This window comes from Roseomonas sp. E05, assembly GCF_030063475.1.
Lineage (GTDB): Bacteria > Pseudomonadota > Alphaproteobacteria > Acetobacterales > Acetobacteraceae > Pseudoroseomonas.
The window spans coordinates 76742-94607 of the sequence record NZ_JASIRT010000013.1 but is presented as its reverse complement, the minus strand read 5'-3'; the positions used below and the strand labels follow the sequence as shown (position 1 = coordinate 94607).

Annotated in this window: 18 protein-coding genes and 1 tRNA gene; 11 read left to right on the top strand and 8 right to left on the bottom strand. The window is 71.4% G+C overall.

The window, feature by feature from the left end; translation table 11 throughout:
* The 3 genes from QMO56_RS14805 to QMO56_RS14795 all read right to left on the bottom strand — a co-directional run bounded on the left by QMO56_RS14805 (nt 1) and on the right by QMO56_RS14795 (nt 3250).
* Nucleotides 1–984 carry an NAD(P)-dependent oxidoreductase gene (locus QMO56_RS14805; protein ID WP_283526816.1) on the bottom strand — a complete coding sequence of 328 codons (984 nt, stop codon included), beginning with the start codon at nt 982–984 and terminating at the stop codon, nt 1–3.
* Between the two features lie 243 nt (nt 985–1227).
* Nucleotides 1228–2547, bottom strand: a complete 1320-nt coding sequence (locus QMO56_RS14800) for a dicarboxylate/amino acid:cation symporter (RefSeq protein ID WP_349362362.1) — start codon at nt 2545–2547, stop codon at nt 1228–1230.
* Nucleotides 2548–2881: 334 nt separating this feature from the next.
* Nucleotides 2882–3250, bottom strand: a complete 369-nt coding sequence (locus QMO56_RS14795; protein ID WP_283526815.1) for a RidA family protein — start codon at nt 3248–3250, stop codon at nt 2882–2884.
* Between the two features lie 36 nt (nt 3251–3286).
* On the opposite strand from QMO56_RS14795, the gene QMO56_RS14790 reads away from it, so the two are divergent.
* Together QMO56_RS14790 and QMO56_RS14785 are read left to right on the top strand one after the other, a co-directional pair.
* A complete protein-coding gene (locus QMO56_RS14790; protein WP_283526813.1) occupies nt 3287–3991 on the top strand; it encodes an exopolysaccharide biosynthesis protein in 705 nt (234 codons plus the stop codon).
* Between the two features lie 192 nt (nt 3992–4183).
* Nucleotides 4184–5992 carry a GGDEF domain-containing protein gene (locus QMO56_RS14785; RefSeq protein WP_283526811.1) on the top strand — a complete coding sequence of 603 codons (1809 nt, stop codon included), beginning with the start codon at nt 4184–4186 and terminating at the stop codon, nt 5990–5992.
* Nucleotides 5993–6018: 26 nt separating this feature from the next.
* Here QMO56_RS14785 and QMO56_RS14780 read toward each other — a convergent pair whose 3' ends face one another.
* Nucleotides 6019–6909: a metal ABC transporter permease gene (locus QMO56_RS14780; protein WP_283526809.1), complete on the bottom strand. Its 891-nt coding sequence runs from the start codon at nt 6907–6909 to the stop codon at nt 6019–6021.
* A 1-nt stretch (nt 6910) separates the two neighbouring features.
* Nucleotides 6911–7651, bottom strand: a complete 741-nt coding sequence (locus tag QMO56_RS14775; protein WP_283526807.1) for a metal ABC transporter ATP-binding protein — start codon at nt 7649–7651, stop codon at nt 6911–6913.
* A gap of 264 nt (nt 7652–7915) precedes the next feature.
* Here QMO56_RS14775 and QMO56_RS14770 point away from each other — a divergent pair, with 264 nt between their 5' ends.
* The 7 genes from QMO56_RS14770 (at nt 7916) to QMO56_RS14740 (ending at nt 14998) form a co-directional block, all read left to right on the top strand.
* A complete protein-coding gene (locus QMO56_RS14770) occupies nt 7916–9190 on the top strand; it encodes a DUF445 domain-containing protein (protein WP_283526805.1) in 1275 nt (424 codons plus the stop codon).
* 463 nt (nt 9191–9653) lie between these two features.
* Nucleotides 9654–9938, top strand: a complete 285-nt coding sequence (locus QMO56_RS14765; RefSeq protein ID WP_283526804.1) for a hypothetical protein — start codon at nt 9654–9656, stop codon at nt 9936–9938.
* A gap of 139 nt (nt 9939–10077) precedes the next feature.
* On the top strand, nt 10078–10644 hold the full coding sequence (efp, locus tag QMO56_RS14760) for an elongation factor P (protein ID WP_283526802.1): 567 nt from the start codon (nt 10078–10080) through the stop codon (nt 10642–10644).
* 173 nt (nt 10645–10817) lie between these two features.
* The gene (locus tag QMO56_RS14755; protein ID WP_283526800.1) at nt 10818–11663 is read left to right on the top strand and encodes an inositol monophosphatase family protein; all 846 of its coding nucleotides are present in this window, start codon (nt 10818–10820) and stop codon (nt 11661–11663) included.
* Nucleotides 11664–11728: 65 nt separating this feature from the next.
* Nucleotides 11729–12301, top strand: a complete 573-nt coding sequence (locus QMO56_RS14750) for a hypothetical protein (protein ID WP_283526798.1) — start codon at nt 11729–11731, stop codon at nt 12299–12301.
* On the top strand, nt 12298–13455 hold the full coding sequence (locus tag QMO56_RS14745; RefSeq protein ID WP_283526796.1) for a MotA/TolQ/ExbB proton channel family protein: 1158 nt from the start codon (nt 12298–12300) through the stop codon (nt 13453–13455). Before QMO56_RS14750 ends, QMO56_RS14745 begins: the two co-directional genes overlap by 4 nt.
* A 28-nt stretch (nt 13456–13483) precedes the next feature.
* Nucleotides 13484–14998: a peptidoglycan -binding protein gene (locus tag QMO56_RS14740; protein WP_283526794.1), complete on the top strand. Its 1515-nt coding sequence runs from the start codon at nt 13484–13486 to the stop codon at nt 14996–14998.
* 7 nt (nt 14999–15005) lie between these two features.
* Here QMO56_RS14740 and QMO56_RS14735 read toward each other — a convergent pair.
* A tRNA-Leu gene (locus QMO56_RS14735) sits at nt 15006–15086 on the bottom strand.
* Nucleotides 15087–15157: 71 nt separating this feature from the next.
* Nucleotides 15158–15781: a glutathione S-transferase family protein gene (locus tag QMO56_RS14730; RefSeq protein WP_283526792.1), complete on the bottom strand. Its 624-nt coding sequence runs from the start codon at nt 15779–15781 to the stop codon at nt 15158–15160.
* Between the two features lie 152 nt (nt 15782–15933).
* Between QMO56_RS14730 and cysE the strand changes: the two genes are divergently transcribed.
* Both cysE and QMO56_RS14720 read left to right on the top strand, forming a co-directional pair.
* Nucleotides 15934–16767 (top strand): serine O-acetyltransferase, encoded by an 834-nt coding sequence (gene cysE, locus QMO56_RS14725; RefSeq protein ID WP_283526790.1) that lies wholly within the window; start codon nt 15934–15936, stop codon nt 16765–16767.
* A 2-nt stretch (nt 16768–16769) separates the two neighbouring features.
* Nucleotides 16770–17270, top strand: a complete 501-nt coding sequence (locus QMO56_RS14720; protein ID WP_283526788.1) for a disulfide bond formation protein B — start codon at nt 16770–16772, stop codon at nt 17268–17270.
* On the opposite strand, the gene QMO56_RS14715 is transcribed toward QMO56_RS14720, so the two are convergent.
* The gene (locus QMO56_RS14715; RefSeq protein WP_283526787.1) at nt 17237–17812 is read right to left on the bottom strand and encodes an HNH endonuclease; all 576 of its coding nucleotides are present in this window, start codon (nt 17810–17812) and stop codon (nt 17237–17239) included. The two genes, QMO56_RS14720 and QMO56_RS14715, sit on opposite strands and share 34 nt — an antisense overlap.
* Nucleotides 17813–17866 lie beyond the last annotated feature (54 nt).

Here is a 17866-nt window from a genome sequence, read left to right as displayed (position 1 = left end):
TCAGAGATAATTGGCGAGGCGGGGGCGCAGCCAGTCGAGGCTGCGGCGCAGCCCCTCCGGCAGCGACACCACCGGCGCCCAGCCGGTGGCGGCGCGGAAGGCCGCGTCGTCCGCATGGAAGCTGCCGATGTCGATCGGTGCCCGGTCGGCGGGGAATTCCTTCACCACGTAGTGCCCGGCGCCGTTGGCGGCGATCGCCAGCTCGGCCAGCTCGCGCAGCGAGACAGGCGGCGCGCCGCCGATGTTGAAGGTCTGCCCGGCGCAGGCGGGGGTCTCCGCCGCGCGCAGGAAGGCGGCCACCACATCGTCCAGATAGGCCAGGTCGCGCAGCTGCTCGCCGCCCCAGACCTCGAAGGGCTCGCTCTCCAGCAGCCGGCGGAACCAGATGCCGAGGAAGGTCTGCCGCGCGTCCCTCACCCGCAGGCGGGGGCCGTAGCAGTTGGTCAGGCGCAGCGAGACGACCGGGCGGCCATGCACCCGGCCCTCCATCAGCCAGTACTGCTCGCCGGCCAGCTTGGAGACGCCATTGGCGTCGGGCGGCGCGATCGGGTGCTTCTCGTCCACCGGCAGGTAGCGCGGGCGGCCGTAGAACTGCCGGGTCGAGGCATGCACCACCACCGCCTTGGGCGAGCCGGCCCGCAGCGCCGCCATCAACCGGAGCTGGGCGGTGGCGTTGATGGCGAGGTCGGTGAAGGGGTCGGCCATGCTGCCGGCGTGGCTGGTCTGGGCGGCGAGGTTGAAGACGGCGTCGAGCCCCTCGGTGTGGGGGGCGAGATCGGCCTCGCGCAGATCGGCCTCGATGAGCCGAACGCCGCTGTCCCGCAGGTTGGCGCGGTTGGCGCCGCCTTCCGGCAGCATGGCGTCCAGCGCCACCACCTCGGCGCCCGCGGCGGCCAGGGCATGGCAGAGACCGCTGCCGATGAAGCCGGCGCCGCCGGTGACCAGCACCCGGCGGCCGCGCCAGGCCGGACCGGCCGCGCTCATGGCCTCTCCTCCGCCGCATGGCGGCTGTGGGCGGGTTCAGGTCCAGGAATGGCACGCATCGCAGGGCTTCCCAGGCAGAGGGACCGAAGCCTGCCCGGCCATTGCGGCGGAAGCGGGGCAATCGTCGGCTTTGCCATTGCAGCGCGCCTGGGCCGCTCGCCGCAACCTAGCCTGTGGAGGTAGATTGCGGCGGCGGCTGATCACGTCCGGAAGATCATGCCTGCCTGGTGGCCGGCCGGTCGCTCACTCGGCGGCGCGCGGCACCCCGCCGGCCGCGGGGGCTGCATCCTGCAGCGCATGGCTGCTCGGGCCGGCGGCCAGCTCGGCGCGCAGGCGGTTGGCGTCCAGCTCGCCCTCCCAGCGGCTGATGGCGACGCAGGCGACGCCGTTGCCGCAAAGGTTGGTCAGGGCGCGGCACTCGCTCATGAACTTGTCGATGCCGATCAGCACCGCCAGCGCCTGGATCGGGATGTCCGGGATGACCGAGAGGGTGGCTGCCAGGGTGATGAAGCCCGCGCCCGTCACGCCCGAGGCCCCCTTCGAGGTCAGCATCGCCACCAGCAGGATGGTCAACTCCTGGCCCAGCGTCAGGGGCGTGTTCGTGGCATAGGCCAGGAACATCGTCGCCAGGGTCATGTAGATGTTGGTGCCATCCAGGTTGAAGCTGTAGCCCAGCGGCACGGTCAGCCCGACCACATTGGGCGAGCAGCCCAGCCGCTCCAGCTTACGCATCAGCTGCGGCAGCACGCTCTCGCTGCTGGAGGTGCCGAGCACGATCAGCAGCTCCTCGCGGATGTAGTTGAGGAAGCGCAGGATGGAGAAGCCGCAGAACCGGGCGATGATGCCCAGCACCAGCACCACGAAGAGTGCCGAGGTGAGATAGAAGGTCGCCACCAGCTCACCGAGGCGCAGCAGCGAGCCGATGCCATAGGCGCCGATGGTGAAGGCCATGGCGCCGAAGGCGCCGACCGGCGCCGCCTGCACCACGATCCGCACGATGCCGAAGAACACCGCCGCCAGCCGGTCCACCACATGCGCCGTCGCCACCCGCGCCTTCTCCGGCAGGGCGTTGATGGCGAAGCCGGTCAGCACGGCGATCAGCAGCACCTGCAGCAGGTCGCCATTGACGAAGGGACTGAAGAAGCTGTCGGGGATGATACCCATCAGATGCGCGACGACGCTGTCGCCCTGCGCCTTCTGGGTGAAGCCCTGCACGGCCCGGGCATCGAGCTGGGTCGGGTCGATGTTGAAGCCGGCGCCGGTGTGGAAGACCTTGGCGATGATCAGGCCGAGCGCCAGGGCGAAGGTGGAGACCACCTCGAAGTACAGGATCGCCTTCAGCCCGACCCGGCCGACCTTGCTGGCATCCCGAACGCTGGCGATGCCATGCACCACGGTGCAGAACACCACCGGCGCGATGATCAGCTTGATCAGTTTGACGAAGGCGTCGCCCAATGGCTTCAGCGCCGCGCCGGTGGACGGGTAGAACGTGCCCACCAGCACGCCCAGCACGATCGCGATCAGCACCTGCACATAGAGCAGGCCAAGCCAGCGTCTCAACATCAACCAGTTCCCCAAGAGGCGCGCGCCCGCACGGCGCCGGCCATACGCGCGCCAGGGCGCAACGCGCCTGGGGTGCGGGCATGGTCGGTTCTTTGCCGGACGAGGACGTTTCAACATGCGCTGCGGCGCAGGCCTGGAGGCGGGCCGCAGCGCGTTGGCGCTCCCTACCGCGTCCGGGGCGGGCGCAACATTGCCCACTGCGGCGCGCGGCGCTGCCGCCCCCCTGCAGGGAGGCGGCCACGGGGCGAAAAGACGTGTCTTATAGAGGACTTAGCCGAATGTTGCGGAAACCTTAAAGAGTCTCCATCAGGAACTTTTCCGCAACAAAACGACCTCAGCCCGGCGCCAGTGCGATGCCGGTGATCTCGACCTTCCACCGCGGGTCCACCAGCTTGCCCTCGATCGTCATGCGCGCGGGCTTGTGGGCAGGGTCCAGCCAACGGTCCCAGGCACGGTTCATCGCGGCGGTGTCGGCGATATCGGCCAGCACGATCTGCACCTGCAGCAGCGCGCGCTTGTCGGTGCCCGCCGCGGCCAGCAGCGCGTCGATCTGCGCCAGGATGTCGGCGGTCTGTCCCTCGGCGTCGAGCGAGGCGTCGTCCGCCACCTGTCCGGCCAGGAAGACGAAGCCGCCGGCAACGCTGGCGCCGCAGAGGCGTTGCTCCTCCGCCAGACGGCGGATGCGAGGGGTCTGCTCAGACATGGGCACTCCTTCACGAGACAGGGGAGAAACAGTGCCATGGTCGCCTGGCCGGGGCGAGAGGCGCCACCCGACACTCGCCAGCCCAGATCCCGGCTCAGCCGCGACCTGATCGCCCGCACCTTCGAGGGCACGATGCGCCGCCGCCGCACCCGGCCTCGCCCGCCCCCGTCGCGGCTGAAGGATATCCTGACCTGTGTGGAGGAGGCCTGCGGCGAGGCCGAGACGGTTTCCTGCCGGGCCATCCTGGACCAGATCGGCCAGCGCTCCTTCGGCGCGGTGCTGCTGTTGCCGGCGCTGGTCGTCGTCTCGCCCCTCTCCGGCATCATCGGCCTGCCGACCGGCGCGGCGACCCTGATCGTGCTGATCTGCGGCCAGATGCTGCTCGGACGGAAAGAGGCCTGGGTGCCGCGGGCGGTCACCACGCGCAGCATGCGCTGCCAGCGGGTGCAGAAGGCGGTGCGCTTCCTGCGGCCGTTCTCCCGCCTCACCGACCGCATCCTGCGCGCCCGCCTGCGTGGCGTGACGGAAGGCGCGGGCACGCGCTGCATCGCCCTTGCCTGCATCCTGCTGGCGCTGATGATGCCGCCCCTGGAACTGGTGCCCTTCGCCACCTCGCTGATCGCCGCCGTGATCACGCTGTTCGGCCTGGCCCTGGTGGCGAATGACGGGCTGATGGCGCTGATCGCCTATGCCCTGACCGCGGCTGCTCTCGCGGGCGCCGGCTCTGTCATCCTCGGTTGAGGCGGGGCGCGAAAGCGCAAGAAATGGCCAAGCTCAAGCTCTTTACAGAGTAATCAGCACGTGCAATTTCCTGTTGGCCGCACGCGCAGCAGGATCGGGAGAAGGGTTTCCGCCCTGCTGGTCACCGCCTGATGCTCTCAGGCTTCCGCTCGGATTTCCGGGGCGATCTGCCCAGCCACGTCGTGACCCTGGATGCCGCACGAGACGATCAGCCCGCCCGAACCTGCGGAAGCCTTCCTCGCCCGTGCCGCGGCCCTGCTGCAATCCGCACTCCAGCCTATCGTGGAGGTCAGCACGGGGCGGGTGCATGGCTATGAGGCCCTGATGCGCGGCCATGCGCAGATGGGCTTCGCCAGCCCGGCCGCGCTGCTCGCCGCCGCCGCCGCCGCGGATTGCCTGGACGGGCTGGAAGCCCTCGTGCAGCAGCAGGCCTTCGCAGCTTTCCGCACCGCTACCGGCGGCCGCCTCGATACCCTGCTGTTCCTCAACCTCGACCCCCGCCTGCTGCCGCGGCTCGATCCCGCGGAACTGCTGCGGCGGCTGAGCGCCTTCGGCATTCCGGCCAGCGCGCTGTGCGTCGAGGTGTCCGAGCACCAGCACGACGCCGAGGAGCCCGCCACCGGCGTGGCGCTGGCCGCGCTGCGCGGTGCCGGCTGTCGGCTCGCGCTGGATGATTTCGGTCTCGGTGCCGCGCGCCTCTCGCTGCTTGCCGAGGGCCGCGCCGACTACATCAAGATCGACCGCTTCTTCATCGCCGGGCTGCCGGATGATCCGCGCCGGCAACTGATCCTGTCCGGCCTGGCGGCCATGGCACGGCGTCTCGGCCTGACCGTGGTGGCGGAGGGCGTGGAGACGTCGGCGGAGTACCTCGCCTGCCTCGCCGCAGGCTGCGACCTCGTGCAGGGCTACTTCGTCGCCCGGCCAACAACCTCCATCGCCGCACTGCCGCCTGCCTATCCCCATCTGGCCGAGATCCGCCCGCCCCGCTACATCCGTAACGAGGACCGCGCGCAGGAGAACGCACAGTTGCTCGCGGCTGCGGAACGCCTCCCCGCCGTGCAGGAGGATCTGACCGCCGAGGTGCTGTTCGCCCGCTTCTGGGCGGAGCCGGAGCTGGATGTCTGCCCTGTGCTGGCGGCGGATGGCACGCCGCAGGGCCTGGTGCACGAGCGCACCCTGCGGGCTTACGGCTATTCGCTCTTCGGCCGCGCACTGCTCCGCAACCGCTCCCTGCGCTACACGGCCCGGCACTTCGCCCAGGCCTGCCCCGTGGTGGAGGCCGATGCGGGCGCGGACCGGGTGCTGGAAGCCTTCGCCGCAGCGCCGAACGCCGCTGGCGTCATCCTGACGCGGAGCGGTCGCTATCTCGCCGTTCTCTCTGCCAAGGCGCTCCTCCCGGTGCTGCACGAGCGGCGGCTGCGGCAGGCGCGGGACCAAAGCCCGCTGACCGGCCTGCCGGGCAACCTGTCGATCGCCGCGCGGATCGAGACCCTGGCCCTCGCGGCGACGGTGCCACGCTATCTCTGCTATTTCGATCTCAACAATTTCAAAGCCTTCAACGACCGCTACGGCTTCCGCCGCGGCGACCGCGCCATCGAGCTGCTGGCCGAGCATCTGCGCCGCAGCTTCCCTGAAGGACAGGCCTTCCTCGGCCATATCGGCGGGGACGACTTCTTCGCCGGCCTGGAAGGGCTTGCGGGCGGCGCGCTGCGCCGCCGGCTGGCCTGCATGATGTCAGGCTTCGCGGATGCGGCGACGGCGCTGCACGACGGGGCCGACCGCGAGGCAGGACGCATCAGCGGGCATGACCGTTCCGGCCTGGCCCGCAACTTCCCCCTGCTGCGCTGCAGCGCGGCGGTGCTGGAACTGCCGCCGCGTGCCTTCGACGCGGACCCGGACCTGCTGGCCGCCGAAGTGGCCGCCCTCAAGGCCGTGGCGAAGGCCGATCCGGACTGCCTGGCCTGGGGGGTCTCCAGCCTGGCACGGGCGGAGGCGGGCTGAGGCCGCCCTGCCGCCGGTGCCGCGGATCAGCCGCTGAGATGCGGGCGGTGCAGCAGCCGCGCCAGCAGCCCGTCCACCGGCCCCGCCAGCACCGAAAGCGTCCAGGCGCCGCCCGCCACCAGAACGATGGCCGGGCCGCTGGGCAGGTCGAAATGGTAGGAGAGCAGCAACCCCGCCACGCTGGCGAAGACGGCGATGCCGGCGGCGGCATAGGCCATCCCGCCGACGCTCCGCCCCCAGTAGCGGGCCGCCACGGCGGGCAGCATCATCAGCCCGACGGCCATCAGCGTGCCCAGTGCCTGGAAGGCGGCCAGCACGTTCAGCACCACCAGCACCAGGAACAGCATATGCCACCAGCCGCCATGCGCACGGACAGCGGCGGCAAAGCCAGGATCGAAGCATTCCAGCACCAGCGGCCGCCAGGCGAAGGCCAGCGCCAGCAGCGTCAGGCTGGCGACGCCGGCCATCAGGAACAGCGCCGGGTCGTCCACGCCGAGCACGCTGCCGAACAGCAGGTGCGACAACTCGACCGAGCCGGCGCGGGTGGAGATCAGCGTGACGCCGAGCGCCAGGGCCACAAGGTAGAGCGCGGCCAGCGCCGCGTCCTCCCGCCCGCCGGTGGCGCGCGAGACGGCGCCGGCGCCGACGCCGACGATCAGCCCCGCCACCAGCCCGCCGACCGACATGGCGGTGACCGAGAGCCCCGCCACCAGGAAGCCGGCCGCGATGCCGGGCAGGATGCCATGCGCCAGCACGTCGGCGGTCAGGCTCATCCGCCGCAGCATCAGGAAGACGCCGAGCGGCGGCGCGGCCAGGGAGAGGGCCAGGCAGCCCACCAGCGCCCGGCGCATGAAGCCGAACTCGGCGAAGGGCGCCCAGAGGGCATCCCAAAGGGAAGCCTGGAGGAGATGCAGCATGTCAGGCGGCGCTGCGCTCGCAGGCCTCGGCCTCCGCGTCCCAGGCCTCGGCCATCATGCGGGCCTTCATGCGGTTGGCGGCGGTCAGCACCTCGGCGGTCGGGCCCCAGGCGACCGGTTCGCGCGCCAGCAGCAGCGTCTCCGGGAAGTCGTGCCGCACCAGCTCCAGGTCGTGCAGCACGGCCAGGATGGTGCGGCCCTCGCCATGCCAGCGATGCACCAGCGCCAGCAGGTCGGCGGCGGTGCGGGCATCCACCGCGTTGAAGGGCTCGTCCAGCAGGATCACCGGCGCGTCCTGCACCAGCAGGCGGGCGAACAGCACGCGCTGGAACTGGCCGCTGGAAAGGCTGCCGACCGGCCGCCCCTCGAAACCCTCCAGCCCGACGGCGGCCAGCGCATCCCGTGCCGCCTGCCGCTCGGCGGGGCGCAGCGCGCGGAAGGCGCCGGCACGGTTCCAATGGCCGAACAGCACGACATCGAGGCAGGAGATCGGGAAGGCGCGGTCCAGCGCCGCCGCCTGCGGGAGAAGCGCGATGTCCCGCCGCGGCGCGGCGAGGCAGCCCTCATGCGCCGGATGCAGGCCGGCGATGGCGCGCAGCAGGGTGGACTTGCCCGCCCCGTTCGGCCCGACGATGGCGGTCAGGCTACCGGGCGCGAAGCGACCGGAGATGTGATGCACCGCCGGGCGCCGCCCATGGGTCAGCGTCAGGTCGGTGAGCACAATGCTCTCGCCCCGGCTCATGCGGTGCGCGCCCAGAACACGGCGGCCCAGAGCAGCACCAGCAGCAGAGCGGCGAGCAGCAGGCGGGCCGGGGTGCCGGCGGAAAGCGCCAGCGGATCGCTAGGGAGAGGCATCATGGTGTTATAGGATAACATTTCCTTCGCCGGCGACAAGCGCAGCAAGGCGGCGCGGAATTGCGCGGCTTCGGCCGGAAGCCGCGGATTGTCATCCTGCCCGCCTCCCACCCGGGCGACCGCCGCACTACCTTGAGCAGCGATGCATGGCATGCCCCCCCTCCCCGATCCCGAGGCCGAACTCCGCCGCAACCTCACCCGCTACCGCCGTTTCGCCACCGCGCTGCTGGTGCTGATGGCCGCCCTCATGCTCGGCGCCTATCAATTGCCGCCGGGCTACTGGAGCCAGTTGCTGCAGGCCTCCGCCAAGGCCGGGCTGGTCGGCGGGCTGGCCGACTGGTTCGCGGTGACGGCGCTGTTCCGTCGGCCGCTGGGCCTGCCCATCCCGCACACGGCGATCATCCCGCGCCAGAAGGAGCGGCTGGGGCGCGGGCTCGGCCGCTTCGTCGGCAACCATGTGCTGACCGAGACGGAGGTGCAGCGGCTGCTGGCGAAGGTGGACCTCGCCGGGCTGCTGCGCCGGGTGCTGAGCGACCCCGCCAATACCCGCCCCTTCGCCGAGGCGCTGGCCGCCAACCTGCCGCGCGTGCTGGACGCCATGGAGGATGGCCGCGCCCGGCGCCTGATGGCCCGGCTGCTGCCGCGCATGGTCTCCGGCCCCGCCGCCGCGCGGCTGCTGGCGCGGATGCTGCGCGCAATGATGGCGGGCGGGCAGCACCAGGCGGTGTTCGGCCTGGCGCTGGAGCAGATCAAGGTGCTGCTGACCGCCAAGGAGGAGGATCTGCGCCAGGCGATCCAGGCCCGCGTCCGCGCCGAGGGCGGGGCGCTGGTCGGCTGGCTGGCCGGCGGCGCCGTGGCGCGCCGCATCCTGACCGCGATCAACCAGGAACTGGAAAAGGTCGAGCCGGGCGACAGCGACCTGCGCACCGCCTTCGAGACCTGGCTGCTGGCCGAAATCGAGCGGCTGGAGACCGATCCGGCGCGCGCGGAGGCGATTGGCGCGGCGCTCCGCCAGGCGCTGGCGCATCCCACGGTGGCGGTCTGGCTGGGCGATGTCTGGGGCCGCATGAAGGCGGCGGCAGCGGCCGATGCAGCCTCCCCCGAGGGGCGCAGCGTGGCCCTGCTCTCCGGACTGTTCACCAATCTGGGCCGGCTGCTGGCCGAGGATGCGGCCGCCCGCGACCGGCTGAACCTCTGGCTGGAGGGCATGCTGCGCGGCGCCCTGCCCGCCATCCAGGCGCGCATCGCCGACTTCATCGCCGGCGTGGTGGCGCGCTGGGACACGGCGACCGTGGTGGACAAGATCGAGTTGCGGGTCGGACGCGACCTGCAGTTCGTCCGGGTGAACGGCACGCTGGTCGGGTTCCTCGCCGGGGGTGCGCTGTTCATGCTGCTGCAGGCGGTGTTCGGCGAGGTGGCCTATTGAAGGCGGAGCTTAGCGTGCCGCCCCCGGACCCTTTCAGGTTCCCTCATCTCCGCCGCGACCCACAATTCGGCTTCCATGATGGAGAGCAGGGCGGCGGCGAGCCCGCAGCCGGCCTTCCGGGCCCTGTCCTGCGCTTCCGCGATGCGGCCGATCAGCCGGAAGAAGGATCCTGGGGCGGCGGGGGGAAAGGCTCGAAAGGGGGCGTGGTTCACGGAACGCTCCACGAGGCTGGAACGACTCTTTCCTGCCACGAGCATCACGGAAACGCGAGGTTGTTTTCGCCGTAAATCCAAAAATTGATACGGCACCTCTTCTTGCCGGCAGCCGCCCACCGCTGCTGCAGAAAGCGCCGCGTTCCGCTCAGCCTCCGGAACGCATCTCCTTCGGCCGGAATATACCGGCGGGCACAAATCCCTGCGGATTATGCTTGCCTCATCGAAGAACGGCTTCGCACATTCCGGCTGTGAGCACCGACCCTTCCCTCTGCCGGCCGACACCACTGCCGGGAGGCGCCGCCGAGCAACTGGACGCACTGGAGCACGAGCTGCTGCGCGCCGTCGGGCAGCGCGCCCTGCGCCAGATGCTGGAGAGCACTTCCGACAGACCCGCCCTGCTGGCACAGCTCCGGCGCGAGCTGGAAGCAGCGCTGGGTGGCCGTGCCGGCCCGGCCTCCCCGCCAGAGCTCCTGCTGGCTGAGTTCGAGGCACTCTTTGATCGCCTGGAGGCTGCGCCTAGCCCCCACCGCTGAGCGGCCCCTCGCGAATGGGGCGCGCCTGCGCGCGGAATGGTTGCCTCCGCCGCGCATGGCGGGTAAAGGCCGCCCGCCCGTGCGGTGGCTCGACGCCCCGCGCCTTGTTCGTTCAGCCCCGTGAAGCAGGTGCCACGCCATGAAGCAGCAGGCCAACCAGATGCGCCCCGGCCAGGTCATCGAGTACGAGGGCCGGCGCTGGACGGTGCTGAAGATCCAGATCATCACTCCGGGCAAGGGCGGCGCCTTCATCCAGGTCGAGATGCGCGACATCAAGACCGGCACCAAGAAGGATGACCGCTGGCGCACCGCCGATACCGTCGAGCGGCTGATGACCGAGGACAAGGAGTTCACCTACTCCTATTCCGATGGCGAGAACCTGGTGCTGATGGACCCCGAGACCTTCGAGCAGACGATCGTCCCGGCCGCCATCCTCGGCGATCGCCTGCCCTTCCTCACCGAGAACATGACCGTCTCGGTGAAGCTGATCGAGGGCGACCCGGTGGCGATGGACCTGCCGCCCAACGTGACGCTGGAAGTGGCCGAGGCCGACCCGGTGGTGAAGGGGCAGACCGCGTCCTCCTCCTACAAGCCGGCCGTGCTCTCCAACGGCGTCAAGACCCTCGTGCCGCCCTTCGTCACCGCCGGCGAGAAGATCGTGGTGAAGACCGAGGACGGTTCCTACGTCGAGCGCGCCAAGGGCTGAGCCCTGCGGCCCGCGGGGCGCCTTCCCCGCGCCCCGGAACCCTGTTTCCCCTCACCGGTTCTCCGCTGCCGGACGGTGGGAGGTCCGGGAGGCCAAGGCTTCCCGGCGGGAGAACGCGGCAGGGCGCCCCCCGCCCGCCGAGCAGCGCATCCGTCATCCGGAGTTCCCCCATCGTGGCCGCATCCGCCCGCCTCTCCCCCGCCCTGAATGTCGTCGTGGCCGCCGCGCAGAAGGCGGGCCGCCGCCTGCTCCGTGACTTCAGCGAGGTCGAGCAGCTGCAGGTGAGCACCAAGGGGCCGGGCGACTTCGTCTCCCAGGCCGACACGCGCGCGGAGGAAATGCTGCGCACCGAACTCGGCCGTGCCCGCCCGAACTTCGCCTTCCTCGGCGAAGAGGAGGGCCAGAGCGGCAAGGAGGACTGGGAGTGGCGCTGGGTGGTGGACCCGCTGGACGGCACCACCAACTTCCTGCACGGCATTCCCCACTGGGCGATCTCGATCGGCATCGAGAAGCGCACCGGCGAGAACAGCAGCGAGATCGTCGCCGGCGTCATCTACAACCCGGCCGCCGACGAGCTGTTCTGGGCCGAGAAGGGCATGGGCGCCTTCCTCAATGACCGCCGCCTGCGCGTCTCCGGCCGGCGCGACATGCTGAGCGCCGTCTTCGCCACCGGCATCCCCTTCGCCAAGGTGCCGCGCAAGGCCGAGTTCAGCGCCATCCTGGCCAGGCTGATGCCGCAGGTGGCGGGCATCCGCCGGATGGGCGCCGCCGCGCTCGACCTCGCCTGGACCGCCGCCGGCCGCTACGACGGCTACTGGGAGCTGGGCCTGAAGCCCTGGGACATCGCCGCCGGCCTGATCATCCTGAAGGAAGCCGGCGGCTACGTGACCGACCCGGAGGGCGGCGACTCCTTCGCCAGCGGCAATGTCATCGCCGGCAACACTTTCCTGCAGCCCAAGCTGCGGGAGGCGGTGAACGAGGGCATCGCTCTCGTCGGCAAGGCACGCGGCGAGGGCTGAAGCCGGGCGGGCGCCGACCGGGCGCCCGTTTCCCCTCCCGCAGATGTGGGTTAGGCTGCGCAACGATGCGCGCCTCATCCCTTCCATTCCTTCCGCCACTGCGGCGGGCGGCCCCGCTGCTGGCGTTGCTGGCGCTGCTTGCACCTGCCCATGCGCAGGCACCGAACGGCCGGCTCCCCTCCGCCCCTGCCTCCAACGCCCCGGCGCCGCCGGACCTGACGCGTCCGCCCCGCCCCGCCCCCGTCATGCCGCAGCCCGGCTTCAACCTGCCGCGCGGGATCGAGGCCATGCCGGGCGGCGGCTGGCGACTGACCGGCTCGCTGGCACGCGGCATGGTGGAGGGCGCCCCCCACGCCGCCCTCACCGAGATCGCCCGCTGGCTGGCTGACCAGACGACAGGCCGGGTGACGCTGGTGGCGCAGGTCGCGAATCCCCCCGACGACGTTTCGCTCGCCCGCCGGGATTCGCTGGCGCATGCCCTCGCGATCCGGCATGTGCTGGAGCAGGGCGGGCTGGACGGCACCCGCATCGACATCCGCCCCCTGGGCCGCACCCCCGAGGCGCGCAACGCCATCGAGCTGCTGCCGCCCTCTGCCCGCAGCGACACCACCGCCAGCGAGAACCCGAGCCGCCCATGACCCGCCCCACCCAGTACCTGCTGCGGATGTTGGTGTTCCTTGCCGCCGTGGCCGCCATCGCCGTGGTGCTCTCGGGTGCGCTGACCCGCGCCTTCGCCGCCAATCCGGTGCTGAACAGCGTGATCTTCGCGGTGCTGCTGCTTGGCATCGGCTGGAACATCCGTCAGGTGCTGGGGCTGCGCCCGGAGGTGGAGTGGCTGGAGGGCTTCCGCACCGCGCGTCCGGGCGGCTCCAGCCACACGCCGCCGCGCCTGCTGGCGCCGATGGCCTCGATGCTCGCCACCCGGCGCGGCGACCGCATCTCGCTCTCCGCCCCCGCCATGCGCAGCCTGCTCGACGGCATCGCCTCGCGCCTCGACGAAAGCCGCGAGCTGTCGCGCTACATGACCGGGCTGTCGATCTTCCTCGGCCTGCTCGGCACCTTCTGGGGCCTGATCCTGACCATCGGCTCGGTGGCCGACGTCATCAACACCATGTCGGTCGGCTCGGGCGACCTGAACCAGCTCTTCAACCAGCTCAAGTCCGGGCTGGCGCAGCCGCTGGGCGGCATGGGCGTGGCCTTCTCCTCCTCGCTGCTCGGCCTCTCCGGCGCGCTGGTGCTGGGCTTCCTCGACCTGACGGCGGGGCAGGCGCAGAACCGCTTCTACTACGAGTTGGAGGAATGGCTGGCGGGCGTCACCCGCCTCTCCTCCGGCGTGCTGGGGGACAGCGCCGAGACCGGCGGCTCCGTCCCCGCCTATGTCCAGGCGCTGCTGGAGCAGACGGCCGAGAACCTGGAGAACCTGCAGAGCATCCTGGCGCGCGGCGAGGAAGGCCGCGCCGCCAGCGCCCAGGCGCTCAACACGCTGACCGACCGCCTCTCCCTGATGACCGACCAGATGCGCGCCCAGCAGGTGCTGATGCAGCGCTTCGCCGAGGCGCAGTCCGGCCTGGTGCCGACCCTCAGCCGGCTGGCCGAGGCGCAGCAGCAGATCCAGATGCACGGCGTGCTCGACGAGGCCTCGCGCATCCACCTGCGCAACCTCGAGGTCTACATGGCCAGGCTGGTGGAGGATCTCGCCCATGGCCGCGCCCAGGCCACCGCCGAGATCCGCGGCGAGATCAAGATCCTCGCCCGCACCATCGCCGCGCTGGCCGACGAGAGCCCCCGGTGACAGCCCCCGGTGAGCGGAGCCTGACGCCATGGCCCTGAGCCGACGCGGCGGCGCGCGGGAAGCGCCGAACGCCTGGCCCGGCTACGTGGACGCACTCTCCACGCTGCTGATGGTCATCATTTTCGTGTTGCTGGTCTTCGTGCTGGCGCAGGGCTTCCTCTCCGTCACGCTGACCTCGCGCGACAAGGCGCTGGACCGGCTGAACCAGCAGGTGGCCGAGCTGTCCGACATGCTGGCGCTGGAGCGCAGCCAGGGCCAGGAGCTGCGCACCAATCTCGCGCGGCTCTCGGACGAGCTTCGCATCGCCACCGGCGCGCGGGACGCCGCCCTGGCGCAGGTGACCTCCCTGCGCGAGGAGCGCGACCGCCAGGGCGCCGAGCGCGACGCGCTGAAGGTGGAGCGGGACCGGCTGGCCGCCCGGCTGGCCGACCTGGAGCTGACCGCCAGCGGCTCCGCCGCGCGTATCGCCAGCCTGGAGGAGCGGCTGGCGGCTGCCCGGTCCCGCGCCGAGACGATCGGCGGCGACACCGCCCAGACGCTGCAGAACCTGACCGAGACGCGCCGGACCCTGGCCGATGAGCGGCAGAACCTGCAGGCGGCGCGGGCGCAGATCGAGGCCTTGCAGTCCCGCGCCACGGCGGCCGAGGCCAGCCGCGACCAGAACGCCACGGCGCTGGAGCAGACCCGTCAGCAGCTCCAGGCAGCGCAGCAGACCGCCGGGCAGCAGCAGCAGGAAATGGCCCGTCTCGCCGAGCAGATCCGTGCCCTGACCGCCCTGCGCGACGAGCTGGAGAAGCGGGTGGCCGAGGCCCTCTCCCGCGCCGAGGCGCAGGAGCAGCAGGCCAGTGGCGAGGCCGAGCGCCGCCAGCAGGCGGAGGCCCGCGCCGGCGAGCAGGCCCGCCTCGCCGAGAGCGCCCAGGCCCAGGTGGCGCTGTTGAACCGCCAGCTCACCGAGCTGCGGTCGGAGCTGGCCCGCCTCGCCGGGCTGCTCGACGTGCAGGAGAAGACGGGCCGCGACAAGGACGCGCAGATCGCCGATCTCGGCCAGCGGCTGAACACCGCCCTGGCGGCACGGGTGGAGGAGCTGCAACGCTACCGCAGCGACTTCTTCGGCCGGCTGCGCGACGTGCTGGGCGAGCGGCCCGAGGTGCGCATCGTGGGCGACCGCTTCGTCTTCCAGGGCGAGGTGCTCTTCCCCGTCGGCGGCGCCGATCTCTCCGCCGCCGGACAGCAGCAGCTCCGCGAGCTGGCCGAGGTGCTGAAGGAGGTCAGCCGGAAATTCCCGGCCGACCTGCCGTGGATCCTGCGCGTGGATGGCCATGCCGACCGCAGCCCGGTGCGCCCGGGCGGCCGCTATGCCTCGAACTGGGAGCTTTCGGCGGCGCGCGCCATCGCGGTGGCGCAGTTCCTGATCGCCCAGGGGCTGCCGGCCAACCATGTCGCGGCGGCGGCCTTCGGCGACAACCAGCCGATCGACCCGGGCGACTCGCCCGAGGCGCTGGCGCGCAACCGGCGCATCGAGCTGCGCCTGACCGATCGCTGAGGGAGACTGCGAGAGGGGGGATTCGAACCCCCATGACCGAGGTCGGACGATTTTGAGTCGTCTGCGTCTACCGTTCCGCCACTCTCGCGCGGCGGAACGGGTCTAGCGCAAGCGCGGCGCGCCGTCACGGGGGCAGCGCACGCAGCCCGCCACTTCCTTTCAGCTCATCGGTCCCGCGACGATGCGGGCGAAGGGCGGCCGCGCCAGCAGCCGGTCGTACCAGGCGCGCAGGTTGGGCAGGTCCGGCCGCTCGACCGGCAGCGCGAACCAGCGGTGGATATGCGGCCCGAAGGCGATGTCGGCCACCGAGAAGGCGCCCTCCACATAGGGCCTGCCCTCGAGCTGCCGGTCCAGGATGCGCCAGAGCTTGCCGGCCTGGGTGAGCGCCGCCTGGGTGGCCGGCCAGTCGCGCTCCGCCTCGGGCGTGCGGACATGGGTGAAGAAGATCGTCGTCATCGGCGGGGTGAGATGGGCGAGCTGCCAGTCCATCCAGCGCTCCACCTGGGCACGGGCGCGCGGCTCCTGCGGCAGCAGGGCGGCGCCCTCAGGGCGCGTGCTGGCGAGATAGCGCAGGATGGTGTTGCTCTCCCACAGGCACCAGCCGTCCGGCTCCTCCAGCGTCGGCACCAGCGCCATCGGGTTGCGCGCCTTGTAGGCGGGCTCGTTGGTGACGCCGAAGGCGCCGCCGGCATCGCGCCGCTCGTGTTCCAGCCCCGCCTCGGCGCAGAACCAGAGCACCTTCATCACGTTGCTGCTGTTCGTCCGTCCCCAGATCACCGGCATGGCCGACCCTTCCCTGTGCTGACCCTCTGCCCGGCACGCTATGCGCGGAGCGCCAGCCGGTCCAGCCGTGCCGGCGCTTGACCGCGGCCGGGTGGAGCGCCAGCTTCCCGGAGCGTCCCGCCCTGCGCGGTCGCCACCGCCGAGGAGCCCGCATGACCCATCCCGCGCCGCAGACCCCCCCGCGCGAGGCCGCCGGCCTGCTGGACCCTGTCTGGTCGCGCATCCGCCGCGAGGCCGAGGAGGCCGCCCTGCGCGAGCCGGAACTGGCCGGCTTCCTGCACGCGGCGGTGTTGCAGCACGAGACGCTGGAATCCGCCCTCTCCGGCCGCGTCGCCGCCCGCCTGGCCCATGCCGACCTGCCGGAGGCGCTGCTGCGCCGCACCCTGGAGCGCGCCCTGGAGGAAGACCCGGTGCTGCGTGAGGCGGTGCGCTGCGACATCATGGCCGTGGTGGACCGCGACCCCGCCACCAGCCGCGCCCTGGAGCCGGTGCTCTACTACAAGGGCTTCCACGCCATCACGGTGCACCGGCTGGCGCACCGGCTCTGGCGGGAGGGCCGTCGCGACATGGCGCTCTGGCTGCAGTCCCGCTCCTCCGTGGTGTTCCAGACGGACATTCACCCGGCGGTGCGGATGGGCCGCGGCATCTTTCTCGACCACGCCACCGGGCTCGTGGTGGGTGAGACGGCGGAAATCGAGGATGACGTCTCGCTGCTGCAGGGCGTCACGCTCGGCGGCACCGGCAAGGAGAGCGGCGACCGCCACCCGAAGATCCGCCATGGCGTGATGCTTGGCGCCGGCGCCAAGGTGCTCGGCAATATCGAGGTCGGGCATTGCGCCCGCGTCGCCGCGGGCTCGGTGGTGCTGAAGGCGGTGCCGCCCTGCACCACGGTTGCCGGGGTGCCGGCCCGGGTGGTGGGCCAGGCCGGATGCGCCGAGCCCGCGCGCGCCATGGACCAGATGCTGCTCGACTCCCCGGGCGAGTAGCCATGCCGCTCCTGATCGCGGTGCTGGCCGCCGCCGCGCCGCTCTTCGCCATGGCCACGGAGCGCTGGGGCGGGCTGAACCCCTGCCTGCTCTGCCTCTGGCAGCGCTGGCCCTACTGGGTCGGCGCTGCGCTGGCCCTGCTGGCGCTCTGGCTGCCGCGCCGCTGGCTGCTGACGCTGGCCGGCCTCGCCATCCTGGCCTCGGGGGTGTTCGCGGTGGTGCATGTGGGGGTGGAGGCGCATTGGTGGCCCTCCCCCCTGCCCGGCTGCGCCGCCCCCACCGCCGGCAATGCGCGCAACGTGGAGGACCTGCTGGCCAGCATGTCCGCCACCCCCGCCAAGCCCTGCGATGAGCCGGCCTATCTCATTCCCGGCCTGCCGGTTTCCATGGCCGGAATGAATCTGATCTATGCCCTGGCCGTGGGAGGGCTGGCACTCTGGGCCGCGCGGCGCGAGCGGCCTCGCCGGCTTCAGTTCTCCAGCTCGGTGTCCCAGTACAGGTAGTCCCGCCAGCTTTCGTGCAGGTAGTTGGGCGGGAACATGCGGCCGTTGTCCTGCAGCTCCCAGCTCGTCGGCTGGCGCGGCGTGTGGCGGGGGAACATGCGGATCTCCCGCGGCAGCTTGGAACCCTTGCGCAGGTTGCACGGCCCGCAGGCGGTGACGACGTTCTCCCAGCTCGTCCGGCCGCCCCGGCTGCGCGGGATGACGTGGTCGAAGGTCAGCTCATGCGTCGGGTGCTCGGCGCCGCAATAGACGCAGGTGAAGCTGTCGCGCAGGAAGACGTTGAAGCGGGTGAAGGCCGGGCGGCGCGCGGCCGGAATGTACTCCTTCAGCGCAATGACACTCGGCAGCCGGATGGCATGGCGCGGGGAGTGCACCGTGGTGTCGTATTCCGACAGCACAGAGACGCGATCGAGATAGACAGCCTTCACCGCGTCCTGCCAGGACCACAGCGAGAGCGGAAAATACGACAGCGGGCGAAAATCCGCGTTCAGCACCAAGGCCGGGAAGCCACCTTGGCCGCCCAAAGACATCCCGTCAGGCAAGCGCCGCTCCTTTCAAGCTGCGCGCCTCTAGCGCTGGGGCCTGGACCGGGCGGG

Bases quoted from the DNA above. Each gene is read 5' to 3' on its own strand.
- QMO56_RS14730 (WP_283526792.1), bottom strand. From the start codon at position 15,781: ATGCCGGTGATCTGGGGACGGACGAACAGCAGCAACGTGATGAAGGTG.
- QMO56_RS14770 (WP_283526805.1), top strand. From the start codon at position 7,916: ATGCCCCCCCTCCCCGATCCCGAGGCCGAACTCCGCCGCAACCTCACC.
- QMO56_RS14775 (WP_283526807.1), bottom strand. From the start codon at position 7,651: ATGAGCCGGGGCGAGAGCATTGTGCTCACCGACCTGACGCTGACCCAT.
- QMO56_RS14780 (WP_283526809.1), bottom strand. From the start codon at position 6,909: ATGCTGCATCTCCTCCAGGCTTCCCTTTGGGATGCCCTCTGGGCGCCC.
- QMO56_RS14785 (WP_283526811.1), top strand. From the start codon at position 4,184: ATGCCGCACGAGACGATCAGCCCGCCCGAACCTGCGGAAGCCTTCCTC.
- QMO56_RS14745 (WP_283526796.1), top strand. From the start codon at position 12,298: ATGACCCGCCCCACCCAGTACCTGCTGCGGATGTTGGTGTTCCTTGCC.
- efp (WP_283526802.1), top strand. From the start codon at position 10,078: ATGAAGCAGCAGGCCAACCAGATGCGCCCCGGCCAGGTCATCGAGTAC.
- QMO56_RS14750 (WP_283526798.1), top strand. From the start codon at position 11,729: ATGCGCGCCTCATCCCTTCCATTCCTTCCGCCACTGCGGCGGGCGGCC.
- QMO56_RS14720 (WP_283526788.1), top strand. From the start codon at position 16,770: ATGCCGCTCCTGATCGCGGTGCTGGCCGCCGCCGCGCCGCTCTTCGCC.
- cysE (WP_283526790.1), top strand. From the start codon at position 15,934: ATGACCCATCCCGCGCCGCAGACCCCCCCGCGCGAGGCCGCCGGCCTG.
- QMO56_RS14805 (WP_283526816.1), bottom strand. From the start codon at position 984: ATGAGCGCGGCCGGTCCGGCCTGGCGCGGCCGCCGGGTGCTGGTCACC.
- QMO56_RS14790 (WP_283526813.1), top strand. From the start codon at position 3,287: ATGGTCGCCTGGCCGGGGCGAGAGGCGCCACCCGACACTCGCCAGCCC.
- QMO56_RS14740 (WP_283526794.1), top strand. From the start codon at position 13,484: ATGGCCCTGAGCCGACGCGGCGGCGCGCGGGAAGCGCCGAACGCCTGG.
- QMO56_RS14800 (WP_349362362.1), bottom strand. From the start codon at position 2,547: ATGTTGAGACGCTGGCTTGGCCTGCTCTATGTGCAGGTGCTGATCGCG.
- QMO56_RS14795 (WP_283526815.1), bottom strand. From the start codon at position 3,250: ATGTCTGAGCAGACCCCTCGCATCCGCCGTCTGGCGGAGGAGCAACGC.